At 76.1% G+C, this 12,994-nt stretch carries 8 protein-coding genes; 2 read left to right on the top strand and 6 right to left on the bottom strand.

The annotated features are described in order from the left end of the window. Positions 1 to 607 (bottom strand): TetR/AcrR family transcriptional regulator (locus ACLIYP_RS25685; protein ID WP_412715493.1); only part of this gene is annotated, 607 nt, incomplete at its 3' end. A gap of 119 nt (positions 608 to 726) precedes the next feature. Here ACLIYP_RS25685 and ACLIYP_RS25680 point away from each other — a divergent pair. Both ACLIYP_RS25680 and ACLIYP_RS25675 read left to right on the top strand, forming a co-directional pair. Beyond that, on the top strand, positions 727 to 2,391 hold the full coding sequence (locus ACLIYP_RS25680; RefSeq protein ID WP_412715492.1) for an ABC-F family ATP-binding cassette domain-containing protein: 1,665 nt from the start codon (positions 727 to 729) through the stop codon (positions 2,389 to 2,391). 63 nt (positions 2,392 to 2,454) lie between these two features. Beyond that, a complete protein-coding gene (locus ACLIYP_RS25675) occupies positions 2,455 to 3,348 on the top strand; it encodes a Vgb family protein (RefSeq protein WP_412715491.1) in 894 nt (297 codons plus the stop codon). 104 nt (positions 3,349 to 3,452) lie between these two features. On the opposite strand, the gene ACLIYP_RS25670 is transcribed toward ACLIYP_RS25675, so the two are convergent. The 5 genes from ACLIYP_RS25670 to ACLIYP_RS25650 all read right to left on the bottom strand — a co-directional run. Further along, the gene (locus ACLIYP_RS25670; RefSeq protein ID WP_412715490.1) at positions 3,453 to 4,334 is read right to left on the bottom strand and encodes a peptidoglycan-binding protein; all 882 of its coding nucleotides are present in this window, start codon (positions 4,332 to 4,334) and stop codon (positions 3,453 to 3,455) included. 123 nt (positions 4,335 to 4,457) lie between these two features. Continuing rightward, positions 4,458 to 6,086 (bottom strand): DUF6519 domain-containing protein, encoded by a 1,629-nt coding sequence (locus ACLIYP_RS25665; protein WP_412715489.1) that lies wholly within the window; start codon positions 6,084 to 6,086, stop codon positions 4,458 to 4,460. 75 nt (positions 6,087 to 6,161) lie between these two features. Then, positions 6,162 to 8,354 carry a hypothetical protein gene (locus ACLIYP_RS25660; RefSeq protein ID WP_412715488.1) on the bottom strand — a complete coding sequence of 731 codons (2,193 nt, stop codon included), beginning with the start codon at positions 8,352 to 8,354 and terminating at the stop codon, positions 6,162 to 6,164. A 100-nt stretch (positions 8,355 to 8,454) separates the two neighbouring features. Continuing rightward, positions 8,455 to 12,345 (bottom strand): putative baseplate assembly protein, encoded by a 3,891-nt coding sequence (locus ACLIYP_RS25655; RefSeq protein ID WP_412715487.1) that lies wholly within the window; start codon positions 12,343 to 12,345, stop codon positions 8,455 to 8,457. Further along, positions 12,342 to 12,994: baseplate J/gp47 family protein (locus ACLIYP_RS25650; RefSeq protein WP_412715486.1), on the bottom strand; the 653-nt coding region annotated here is incomplete at its 5' end. The genes ACLIYP_RS25655 and ACLIYP_RS25650, both read right to left, overlap by 4 nt.

Below are 12,994 nucleotides of genomic sequence, written 5' to 3'. Positions count from 1 at the left end.
CGGCGGCGGCGCGGGCCGCCCGGCCGGGCAGCCGGGGGTCGGGCGGGGTGCGCAGGAGGACCAGCTCGTGGTAGAGCGGCGCGGTGGCGGCGACGAGCAGAGCCCGGGCGTCGGTGCCCGCCGGCGTCTCCCCGCGCCGTACCGCGCGTTGGACGACCGCCTCGCAGCGCGCGTACCGGTCGTCCCAGAAGCGCCGCAGGGCGTCGGCGGCCTCCGCGGAGCGGAACGACGCGGCGATCAGGGCGGCGGTGACGGACGGCCGTTCGGTGAGGGCGGCGTACACCTCCTGGTTCAGCGCCGTCAGATCGCCCGCCAGGTCGCCGGTGTCCCGCGGCCGCCACCCGTCGTCCCCCGCCGCGTCGAGGACGTCGGCGAGCAGGCCTCCCACGTCCCGCCACCGCCGGTAGACCGTGGTGCGGTGCACGCCCGCGCGGGCGGCCACGGCGTCGACGGTGAGCTCGTCGTAGCCGTGCTCCACCAGCTGGGCGCGGACGGCGTCGAGGACCCGTTCCCGAACGCGGGCGCTGCGGCCTCCCGGGCGGCGGGCCGCAGTGGGCGCGGTGGAGTTCGAGCCGGAGTTCCCGATTGCCTCCTCGGAGGGTGCCATGGCATCATGTTAACGCAACTGTTGTCGTGTTAAGGAGTCGCCGATGCTCTTCCGAAGCGTTCACCCGGCCCTGCGGCCCCTGTCGGCCGCACCGTCCACGAATGCTTCGGAGTGCCCGCATGCCCACGCAGATCACCGTCCGCGCCGTCACCAAGTCCTGCGGCGGGAGGATCGTCCTCGACTCGGTCACGTGCTCGCTCGCCGCCGGTGAGCGCACCGGGATCGTCGGCGAGAACGGCTCCGGCAAGACCACCCTGCTGCGCCTGCTGGCCGGCCGGGAACGCCCCGACCGGGGAGAGATCGTCCTCCACGCCGAAGGCGGCGTCGGCCACCTCGCCCAGGACGAGCGGCTGCCGGCACACCTGACCGTCCAGAACGTCCTGGACCGCGCCCTGCACGAACTGCGCGCGCTCGAGGGGCGGCTGCGCCGCCTGGAGGCCGAGATGGCCGGCGGCGACGAGTCGTGCCTGGCCGAGTACGGGGACCTGCTGACGCTCTACGAGCTGCGCGGCGGTTACGACGCCGATGCCCGGACGGAGCGCGCCCTGCACGGCCTGGGCCTGGGGCGGCTGCGCCGCGACCGCCCGGTGGGCGGCCTCTCCGGCGGCGAGCGGGTCAGGCTGCGGCTGGCCGCGGTCCTCACCGCCGCGCCCGAGGTGCTGCTGCTGGACGAGCCGACCAACCACCTCGACGACGACGCCCTGACCTGGCTGGAGGAGCATCTGCGCACACGGCTCGGCACGACCGTGGCGGTCTCGCACGACCGGGTCTTCCTCGAGCGCGTCACCACCACCCTGCTGGAGGTGGACGCCGATCGCCGCACGGTGGTGCGCCACGGCGGCGGCTACTCCGGCTATCTCGCCGAGAAGGCGGCGGCCCGGCAGCGCTGGGCCCAGGCGCATGCCGGGTGGCGGGCCGACGTCGACCGGCTCCGCGAGGCCGCCGCCACCACCGCCCGCCGGGTGGCCCCGGGCCGGGCCATGAGGGACGGCAACAAGATGGCCTACGACCGGGCGGCGGGCCGCGTGCAGCAGTCCATCGCCGGACGGGTGCGCAGCGCGGAGGAGCGGCTGCGCCGCCTGGAGGCCGCCCCGGTGCCGCCTCCGCCCGAGCCGCTGCGGTTCACCGCCGTGCCGCCTGCCGGCCGCCCGCACGGGGCGTCCCCGTCCCCGGAGGACCCGGCCCGGGACGCCCCGCGAGGTGCCGTGCTCGAAGCCGACGGCATCACCGTCACCGGCCGGCTCGGCCGCACCGGTCTGAGCGTCGCACCGGGCGAGCGGCTGCTGGTCACCGGGCCGAACGGGGCGGGCAAGTCCACCCTGCTGCACGTCCTGGCCGGCGAACTGCCGCCGGCCACCGGGAGGGTGGCCCGTCGCGGCCGGATCGGCCACCTTCCCCAGGAGCCGGCGCCCGGGCGGCCGGGCGAGAGCCTGCTGGACGCGTTCGCCCGCGGCCGGCCGGGAACGGCCGAGGAGCACGCCGAACGGCTGCTCTCCCTCGGCCTGTTCGCGCCCGACCGGCTATCCGTGCCGGTGACCGGCCTGTCCACGGGCCAGCGGCAGCGCCTCGCCCTGGCGCGGCTGGTCACCGAACCGGCCGACGTACTGCTGCTGGACGAGCCGACCAACCACCTCTCCCCCGCCCTCGTCGAGGAGCTGGAGGCCGCTCTGGCGGGCTTCGGCGGCGCACTCGTCGTCGTCAGCCACGACCGCCTGCTGCGGCGGCGGTGGCGGGGCCGGCATCTGGAACTGCGGGCGGTCCGTACGCCCGCCGCCGTCGACTGAACCCCCGCGCGGACCGGATCCGCCGCACAGGCCGCCCGCGCCACGCCCACGAGGAGATGCCTCATGCCACGCCCAGTCCGCTCCATCGACCGCATACCCGTGCCCGGGTCCGGCGCGGGTCCCTACGCCCTGACGGCCGGGCCCGACGGAGCCCTGTGGTGCACCCTGGTCCACTCCGGGGAGATCGCCCGGCTCGAGCCGGGCGGCCGGCTCGACGTCCACCGGCTCGACTCCGCTTCCTGCGGGCCCTCGGTGATCGCCCCGGGCCCCGACGGGGCGCTGTGGTTCACGCGTCTCCGGGATCACCGGATCGGGCGGATCACCGTGTCCGGGCGGACGGCCTCGTATCCCGTCCCGACCCCGGACGGCGGCCCGTTCGGCATCGTGTGCGGTCCCGACGGGGCGCTGTGGTTCACCCAGACGCGCACCGGCCGGATCGGCCGCGTCACCACCGACGGCCGGATGACGGAGTTCTCCCTGCCGGCCGCCGGCGCCTTCCCCTCCGCCATCGCCGACGGGCCCGACGGGGCACTGTGGTTCACCCTCAACCAGGCGGACGCGGTCGGCCGGATCGGCCTCGACGGGGAGGTGGTGGTCCATCCGCTCCCCACTCCGAAGGCCGCGCCGGTCGGCATCACGCGCGGCCCCGACGGCGCGCTGTGGTTCACCGAGATCGGCGCCGGGCGGATCGGCCGCATCACCACCGACGGCCGCATCGACGAGTTCCCCCTGCCCGACCCCGCCTGCCGCCCTCACGCGATCACCGCCGGGCCCGACGGCCTGTGCTGGTTCACCGAGTGGGGGGCGGGCCGGGTCGGTTCCGTCGACGGGGACGGCCGCGTCGAGGAGTACGACCTGCCGGTGGGCTCCTCGGAACCGCACGGCCTCGCCTTCGGTCCCGACGGGGTTCTGTACGTGGCTCTGGAGATCGGGGAGATCGCCCGGCTGGAGGTGTAGCCGCGCACGAGGGCGCGTCCCGGTGTGCCGGGCCGGGCGCGGGGCCGGCCCGGCACGAGGGCGCACGGAGGGCGGCGGGGACGCGTACCGCGCGTCACCGCGCCTCACACGTCGGGGACGCGCAGCTTCTTCCAGCTGGTGGGACCGGGGATGCCGTCGGCGTCCTTGCCGGTGAAGCCCAGCTTGCGCTGCCAGGCGGCGTAGGACTGCCGGTCGGCCTCGCTCCACCGGGGACCGGGTCCGACCTTGTAGCGTCCGCAGCCCTCGGCCACGAGCCGCTTGCCCATCGCCGTGACGATCGCGCTCTCGCGGCCGGTCCGGAAGAAGTCCGCTCCGGGGAAGGGCTCGTACCGCGCCGGCGGCCTGGGCGCCGGCTTGGCGGGGCCGTCCGCCTTCCTGCCCAGGCGCTTGGCGATGCGGCCCCGCATGGTGTCCATCGAGAAGCCGCGCGGATCCACCTTGCCCGGCTGCCACTCCCGGTGGCCGATCACGGACTTCTCGGTCCAGCCGTGCGCCCGGCAGACGGCGGCCGCGGCCTTCTCGATCGCCAGTTTCTGCGCCTCGGGCCACGGGTCCCTGCCGTCGCCGAGGTTGACGCACTCGAAGCCGTAGAAGTGGCGGTTGCCGTCGGTGTCGGCCTCGTTGTCGTCGGGCAGGGCGCGTTCGGCGATGACGGCTCTGAGCACGTCGCCGTCGCCCAGTCCGGCGTGGTTGGCGCGGCCGTTGCCGACCAGGTGCACCACGCCCTCCTTGTCGATGACGCCGTGGCACAGCGGGCCCGGCAGCGTCGAGTGGCCCTCGTAGCACAGCTCGACGGTGTGGTCGGTGCCTCTGGTGACGGTGTGGTGGATCATGACGCCGTTCACCGGGCCCCAGGGCCCTTTCCCGTTGCGGTTGTGCGTGCGCCAGTTGCGGTACTCGCGGACCTCCAGGCCCTCGTCCCGCAGCGCTTTGACCAGTCGTGAGGCGCTCAGGGGTGTGGCCATGCGTCACTCGCTCCTCTCGGATGTGCCCGGCGCCGTGTTCGCGTCGGGGTTCGCGCCGGGGTTCGTGCCAAGGTGTGCGCCGGAGCCGGCACCGGGGCCGGTGCCGGGATCCCCGTCCGCATGTCAGGCCTGCGTTCCGGTCGTGTCCGCCGGGCCCTCCGGCTCCCCCTGGGCGGCCAGGGCCCGCGCCTCGGCCTCCGCCTGGGCCTCGGCCGCCAGTTCCTCCTCGGTCGCCGACGGAACGGGACCGGCCAGCGGGCCGAAGGACAGCCGCAGGTCGGAGACGCCGTGCTCGCCCATCACCCAGGCGAGCGGCGCGTAGTGCACCTGGATGCCGGCCGGCGCGCGCAGCAGCGGTTTGCGGGCGGCGTTCACCGGCCACTCCACCGCCCCGGTGGCGGTACGTGCCGGGACCAGCCAGTGGTCCCCCGGCCGGTAGGCGCCGCCCGGCTCGAAGTACACCTCGACGCCGTCCTCCAGCGGCAGCCAGCGGCCCTCCTCGACCGGGACCGCCCCGCCCCTCAGCCGGCCGCGCGCGCCGCGTCCGCCGCGCCGCGGCTCCTCGCGGTGGTCCCAGCGGCGCAGGCAGGGACGCAGCTCGGGGCGCCGGCCGACGCCGCCCCCGGGCTCACCGGACAGCCTCACGCGCCGCCCCGGCAGGTCCACCTCCTCCACCCGCAGCAGCGGCAGCGGCTCGCCGCGGCTGGTGTAGGCGGTGTCCGCGAGTTCCACCCGGTCCCCGGTGTTCAGGTCGAGTCTGCCGTCGCCGCCGAGCGTGGCCAGCTCCACCCAGGTGCCGTCGAGGCCGTCGACGGGCAGGACCACCGAACCGTTCTCCCTGGACCACTTGAAGGTCGCCTCGTCCGCCGTCCCGCCCTCGTGGACCTCCACCCGGTAGAGCTGGTTCTCCGGGCCCCGGTAGCGGGCGTCGGGCCGGAGCAGGCACGGGTCCTCGTCGGCCCGTTCGGGGCGCCGGCTGCGCGCCGCCATGCGCGAGCCGGGCGCGGAGCGCTCGTCGGCCCACCGGCGGAAGGCGGTGCGCAGGGTGTCCTTGCCGGTCTCGCCGTCCTCCACTCCCAGCTCGGAGCCGGGCAGCGCCAGCACCTGCCAGACCACCTTGACCCGGGCCGCGGTGTCCGGCACGTCGGGGCCGAGCGCCACCTCGCGCAGTGCCGGGTCCTCGGCCGCGGTCACCGACCGCTCCCACACCTTCAGATAGGCCAGGTAGGGGAAGGCGGCGGGCAGCCGGTCACCGGGGCGCTCGGGGTCGCGGTGGCCGTCGGGCTGGTCCCAGTACGTCCAGTGGGCGGGTGTCGCGTCCGTTCCCCCGGCCCTGTCCCCGGCCCGGCCTCCCGTCCGGTCCCGGCCGCCGCCGTCGCGGCCGGCGTCCTCACCGTCGTGGCCTCCGTCATGGCCGCCGTCATGGCCGTCGCCGTCGTCGTCCTCGACGGCGTCGCCGGGAGCGGGCCGGGAGGCGTCGCACAGGATGCCGTCGACGTAGTAGCGGCCGCCGCCGATGGTCAGGTCGTCCAGTTCGTGGCCGCGGCTGTCGAGCCCGATGGCGAAGCCGGTGGCGCCGGCCGGTCCGCCGTGCCGCCCGATCAGGTCGGCGGCGATGGTGCGGGCCTGGTGGAGCTGGATCGCGGTCTGCTCGTTGGCGTCCGCGTCGAGCTGTACGCGGCCCTGCTGGGCGAGCACCGCCGAGTAGTGCCGCTCCGGCCGGAAGGTGATGCGGGAGAGATCAGCGTGCATGGAAGGGGTCCCCCTCGAAAGGTTTTCCGTACGTCTGCGAGGTCTGCGGATCCGGGCTGCCGGCCGGCCGGCGGTTCAGGTCACGAACAGGACCCCCGCGTCGGTGCCGGCGGGCGTGTACTCGGCGAGCCGGGCGCGCAGGCTGTCCTCGCGCTGCGGCAGGTACAGGTCGTGGAAGGCGCCCATGGAGGCGCCGTCCTCCGCGCCCCGGAGGATCTCCCGGGGGCAGTCGTCGGCCAGTTGCGCGTACGCGGGGGTCCCGTAGCGCTCGCTCGCGAACAGCGGGCGCACCAGCTCCGCCTCCCCCCGCCCCGCCGGGTGGTCCGGCACGCAGCGGTACCGGCGCGGTGTGCGCGAGCCCGGCGGCACGTACGAGTGGCGCAGGCGGCCGGTCCCGCGCCGGGCCACGTGCATCCGCCCGGTGAACACGCTGTTCTCGCCGATGGCGACGGCGTGCGCGTACACCTCCCCGATCACGGTGGTGCGGTGCGCGTACAGGACGGCGTGCGCGTGGCGGCAGTCGGGCGCGGACAGCGCCTCCCGGTCGTGGCCGGTGGCGTCCAGGACGCTGTCGCGGATGTGGATCTCCAGCGGGTCGGTGCCCACCTCGTCGCCGAGCACCTGGACGGTGCCCAGGACGCTGCGCTCGATCCGCACGCACGCGGTGGTGCGCTCCAGGACCAGGCTCGGCTCGTCCGGCGACTGCGGCTCGCACTCCGGCCGCAGCGACCAGCCCGGCACCAGGGTGCAGTGCCTGATGACGACCTCCCCGACCGGCCCGGTGACGTTCAGGCCGCGCCCGGCGACCAGCAGTCCGTCCAGGGTGATGCGCGGCGCGTCCCGGCCCGGCGCGCACTCCTCGTCCGCGCGGATGTTGAGCGCGTCCGGCCGGTTGCTGTACCAGTCCAGCAGGCGGATCACCGGACGGGTGCCCTCCGCGGCGCGCAACTGGAGCCGGTCGCCGGGGCCGAGGTCGAAGTCCAGCTGCTCCTGGTAGGCGCCGCTGTGGGTGATCTCGATGATCCCCTCGGGGCCGCAGCGCCCGGCCCGCCGGTCCTCGCGCCACCGCGCGTACGCGTCCATGATCCGCTGGTGGGCGCACCCGGGGCCGACCCGGTGGACCGTGGCGGCGTCGGGGGTGGTGCGGCCGGGGCGGGCGTACTCCCCGCCGCCGGTGTCGTCGGGGAAGGCGTGGTGGTAGTCGACCCACACGCCCCGGCGCGGGGCGGAGCGGGAGCCGAAGGCGATCCGTCCGAGCACCGGATCGACCGCGACCTGGCCGCGGCGCGGGCGGTAGCGCCAGTCGGTGAGGTCGGCGACGACGATGTCCGACGGCGGCACCGGCTCCCCGTCCCCGTCCCGCCGGATCGCGAAGGACCTGCCCGGCCCGTAGTAGTCCGCGAGCCGGTCGTTCAGCTGCCGGCGCCGGATGTACGCGGGAACGTTGTCGATCGCGGCGACGTGGGTGGCCGACGGCTCCGGCTCGGGCCGGGTCACCAGCGGGGTGTCGTTGCCGAGGATGGAGAAGGTGTAGAGGCTGCGGGCCCGGTCGACGCAGTAGGCGGGGGCGTTCGTCACCGGGTACGGCTTGAGCCGCCACACGTACAGGCCGACTCCGGCCGGGGTGTGCCCGCCGGGCGTACGGCGTGAGTCCGCGCGCCGTACGTCGGCCGAGCGCGCCGTCGTGGCGAAGGGCCCGCCCGCCAGATCCAGCGCCGCCCCGTCGCGCAGGTCGGCCAGACGGCCGCGCGAGAGCCGCCGCCGGTCGGCCGCCGCGGTGCCCGCGCCGTGGAGCCTGACCGGCTGGTGGTGGGCGACCAGCCGGGAGAACTCCACCACCCGCGCGGGCCGGTCCGCCACCGACAGCGCCAGCTCCTCCAGCAGGTGGGGGGTGCCCTTGCGGCGCCGGTTGGCGACCGTGGACGCCACGTCACGGCGCGGTGCGAGCGCGCGGGCCAGCCGCTGCCGCGAGACCTCGTCCGGGCTGCCGTCCCGCAGGCCGGTGGCCAGGACCCGCTCGTAGCCGGGCAGCGGCCGGTAGCCGACCAGATCCCCGAGGTAGGGCAGCACCCAGTCGGCTGCGGTCTCCACGAACCAGTCGTCGTGAGCCTGCTCGACACCGGTGCGCACGAGGTCGACCTGTTCGGCGATCACGGCGAGCAGGGCGCGCAGGGGCTCGTCCCGCGCCCCCTGCTTCCCGCGCCCGCCGTCCCGCAGTCTGTGCCACTGCGGCAGCAGTTCCGCGAGCCCGTCCGGCTCCCTGCTCATGGCCGTGTCCTTCCGTCGCTCGTCGGGGCCGGGGCGGTCGTACGGGTCGCGCCGGTCGTGGGGGGCGGGGCGGTTCTGCCGGTCGTGGGAGCCGTCGGGCTCATCGGGGGGCCTCCGTGAGGATCAGCGTGTCCGCCGCCACCGCGGGCGAGAACATCGCGAGCTGGGCCGGTCGGACGCCGCGGAAGACGTACACCGATCGGCCTCTGGGCAGCGGCCGGGTGTCGGTGATGTCGGGGTTGAGCCGCAGCAGTTCGGTGAGCGTGACGCCGTGGCGGGCGGCGACGGAGCCGAGCGTCTCGCCGTCCTCGGCGGTGACGGTGTGGACCTGTTCGTCGTACCGGGCGGGCCGGGCCGGCACGACCGTGCGCGGCCCGCCCGGTCCGGCGCCGGGGAGGAACGGGCCGCCGGGCAGGTCGGAGGCGGACACGCCCGAGAAGACGTCCACGTCCACGTGGTCCACACCGGGCACCGAGTGGGCCGTCGCCAGGACCTCCGACAGCCGGGCGGGCTGACCCAGCTCCCGCCCCTCGAAGCCCATCGCGCCCAGCAGCGCCTGCCTCAGCCGGGGCTCGACGACGGACCAGGAGTGGTCGGGCTCCACCGTCACCCGGGCCGCCAGGAGCAGCAGCACCAGCTCGCGCACGTCCACGCGCACCGGCAGCCGGGCGTCGCCGTGGGTGGCCAGTGCGGCGCGCAGGGCGTGCAGGGCGTCGGCGTCCGCGCCGATCGGCGCGTCGCCCGCGCCGGCGACCGTCACGTGCAGCACCTGCCGCCGCCCGTCGAACACCTCCCGCGCACTGGCCCGGCCGATGCCCGCACGGCAGCGGGTGAAGTCCTCGTAGTCCTGGACGGAGACCAGCCGGTCGAGCGCGGAGACGGCGAGCGGGATGCCGCGCCTGGTCGCCTCCGGTCCGTCGGCCTGCGCGCCGCCGGTCGCGGGCAGCGGGTTGGTGACGGCGGTGACGCCCAGCGGCCGGGAGACGGCCTGGGTGATGCGGCCGGCCGCGACGTTGGCGGCGCCTCCGGTGCCGAAGCGGTAGCGGGCGCGTACGTTCTCGTGCCCGGTGGGCAGCCGCGCGCCGTTCACACCGTCGCCGAACGTCACGGTGGTGCGGCCGTCGGCGTCGGTGCCGATGACGTACACCCGCTCCCGCGGTCCGCGTCCGGCGAGGCTGTCGACGGGGTGCCACAGCAGTCCGTCGACGCGTACCTCCAGGGCCGGCCGGGCACCCCGGGGGTTGTCCGCGGGCAGCCAGGTCAGCGGCGCGTTCCAGAGGGCGAACGTCTGGCCCGCCAGGCCCGCGTCACCGCTGCCGACGGCCTCGTCGCGGGTCTCGCCGTGCGTCGCGGGCACCACGTTGCCGTGGATGGCCAGGGTCTCGCGCCGGTAGCGGTGGGCGAGGTCGGCGGTGAGGGTGAGCACGGTGTGGACGTGGTCGCCGGGCAGTTCCGGGTCGACCCGCTGCTCGACGGCGGCGATCACCGCGAGTTCGGTGCCGCGCACCCCGGTGGTCCCGGGGATGTCGGTGCGCTCGCCGGAGAGGATCAGCGTCCGGCCGGGCCGCAATCCGTCGTACAGCTCGGCCAGTTCGATCTCGTTGCCGCCCACGTCGTCGCCCAGCGGCTCGTCGGCGGGCCGCAGCGGCTCGCCGGCCGCGTGCACGGTGGCGTCCCGGATGTGGGACAGCAGCACGTCGTGCTCGTCCAGCCAGGGGTCGGCCAGGGTCAGCTCGGTGCCCCGCCCGGTGATTCCGTAGCGTGCGTAGGAGCCGGTGCGCACGGCCGTCACGCGGGTGGTGACCAGGGAGAGCCCGCTGTCGCCGGGGATGCCGTCCGGGGCGCCCTTGCGGGGGCGTTCGATCGCGACCCAGCTGCCCGCGGTGATCCTCTCGTGCACGGTGTCCAGTGCGAGGACGTTGCGGTGGACGGCCTCGGGGACGGTGGCGATGCCGATCTCCACGGCCGTCGGCCCTCCGCCGGTCCGGTAGGCGACGGTCAGCTCGTAGTCGCCGTACGTGGCCCGCTCCGTCCTGTCCGGGGCCAGGTGCCACTGCAGCGGCGGTTCGCCGTTCCTTATGGCGACCTGCACCCGGGCGTCCGCCCCGGGCCGGGAGACGAACAGCGTCAGCTCCGGCAGCCCGCCGCTCAGTTCGGCCGTCACGCCCGGTTCCTGGGAGTCGACCGGACGCCGCCGCAGCCAGCTCAGGTCGTTGTCCTGCCCGGTGCGGGTGGACAGCCGGACCTCGCCGGGGCCGAGGGCGAAGCGGACGTCGGCGGGGAGGTTCTCGGTGCGCTGCACCGACGCGGTCGTCTCCGCGTGCACGAACTCGGCCCTGACCGGCACCTTCCCGGTCGTGTCGAACACGACCCGCGCGGTGGTCAGCGTGTTGCCCGTCAGCGGCCAGTCGGACTGCCGGATCACCCGGCCGCGCTCGTCCTGCACCGGTTTGAGCGGGGCCGTCGAGCCGAAGGGCGCGGCCGTCACCCGCATCGCCAGCAGATCGGTGAGGGGCGCGGGGGCCGGGGGCGCGGCCGGTGCGGAACGGCGCCAGGCCTCGTGGATCTCGCCGGACAGCGACGGGTCCAGCACCGCCGCCAGCCGCGCGCCGAGGCCGGAATCCGGGCCGAACAGCCGCGCCGGGTCCGCCGGTACGGAGCCGGCCGCGCCCGGGCGGCGTGCTCCCCCCGTCCCGCGGGAGCGCAGTGCGGGCAGCAGCGTGCCGAGCGCGCGGGCCGCCGCATCGCCCGGCTCCGCGCCCCCGCCCGTGTCCCCGCCCGTGTCCCCGCCGGTGACTCCGGCCGTGCTCCCGGCGGCGAACCGGTCCGCGGCGCCGTCCGGCCGCAGCGGTCCCAGCTCCGCCGCCTTCTCGCGGAGGTCGACGAGCACGGCGGCCAGCCGCTCGAACCAGGCGGCGCTCTCCTCGTGGGGCTCGGCCAGCGCCCGCGCCTCCTCCAGCCGCTCCAGTGGTTCTTCCAGCCGCCGGGCGAACGCCGCGGGGGTGTCCAGCAGATCGAGGTCCGCCCGCAGCCGGCTCAGCACCTGCTCGTCGAACTCCTCGACCAACGCGCTGCCCGTCGGCCTCGGATTGGGGCTGTCGGCGGCAGGTGTGATCCACCGCCGCAGCTCCCCGACCAGCTCGGCCAGGGTCGGGGGCGGCGACACCGGCAGGCCCAGGGCGGTGCTGTCGTCGTCCCGGTCGACGCGGATCCGCGTCACCGGCAGCAGCAGCCGCTGCCCGGAACCGGCGGAGCCGCCGGCCCCCTCGGCGTCCGCGGGGCCTTCGGAGCCGCCGCCGAAGACGAACAGCAGGCGGTCGCCCACCGAGAGGGCGTTGGCCGTGCCCGCGACGTACAGCTCCGACCGCTCCCGCAGGTCCTCGGGTGTCAGCGGGGCCGGGCGGCGCCGCCTCACCCTCAGGTCGTTCCACGACCAGCGGGCCGTCAGGTCCTCGGTCGTCTCGAACGTCCGCGCCTCCTCGCGGGAGGAGGCGGGCACGCTGTGGCTGCGCGAGCCGCGCGGGATCAGCACGGGGACGTCCTCGCGGCTGCGCGGGTCCCGGTCCACCGTGTACGCCAGATGGGTGTCGGCGGCCAGCCCGGGGCGCGGCCGGTACCCGACCAGCCGGCCCAGCCGTACCAGCGAGCGGTGGTCGTCGGCGGTGCGCAGATAGCCCTCGTCGGCGATCCGCTCGGAGTGGAAGGTCAGCAGGTCGCCCAGGACCGCCCAGGCGTCCAGCAGCGCGATCGCCGGGTCGTCGGGGGTGCGGACGGTCAGCCGGCGCAGGGCCGGGTAGGCGGGCGAGGCCAGCCGGTCGAGCATCGCGGCCAGGAAGGAGCCGTACTCGCCCACGCGGTGGTCGAGCGCGGTGCGGCCCGGCGGGTTGTGGGGGACCCGAGGTGCGCGGCGCTCGTCGTGGCGCCCGCCCCCGTCGGACGCGCGGTCGCGGGAACAGCCGCAGGGCCGGCCGCCGCGGTGGTCGCAGCTCATCGCGCACCTCCCAGCCTCAGGGCGAGGCGGCCGTTCTCGGGCCGCTCCGGGTCGTTGTCGCATCGGGCGATCTCCAGCGGGGCGAGCCGCAGCACACCGTCCTCCAGTGCCGAGTGGTCCGTCGGGTCCGGGGCGTCGGTCGAGGCGTCCGCGAACAGCCGCCGCAGCCGGGTGACGCGTACGCTCTCCACGCCCGGGACGGCCGCGGCGGCGGCCACCAGGCGGCTGAGCCGCACCGGTTCGCCGAAGCCGAGCGCGTCCGGGTGGAAGAGGCCGAGCCGGCCGCCGGGCAGCCGGCGGTTGCCGAGCACCCGGCGCAGATCGGCCAGGATCCGGCCCGTCTGGTGGCCGGGCGCCGCGCACACCTCCACCTCGATGTCGAGCGGTACCGGCCGCGCGGGCCCGACCACCAGGTCGTGGCCGATGAGGCGGTAGGCCTCCAGCGACTGCGCCACCGCGTCGAGGAGTTCCGCGGGCGCCTGCCCGGTGCCGTCGGCGTCGACCGCGACGTGCGCCTCCCGCACACTGCCCGTCCAGCGGATCTCGGCCGCCGCGCGCTGCACGCCGGGCAGGGCGGAGGCCAGTTCGGCGTAGTCCTGCGCGGTCACGGCGCGCAGCCGCACCCGTCCGGGGGCCGCCGGCGCGAACC

It is taken from the genome of Streptomyces nanhaiensis (genome assembly GCF_046614825.1).
Classification (GTDB): Bacteria; Actinomycetota; Actinomycetes; order Streptomycetales; family Streptomycetaceae; genus Streptomyces; species Streptomyces radiopugnans.
The sequence above is the reverse complement of the archived record's forward strand: the minus strand, read 5'-3'. Positions and strand labels throughout refer to the sequence as shown.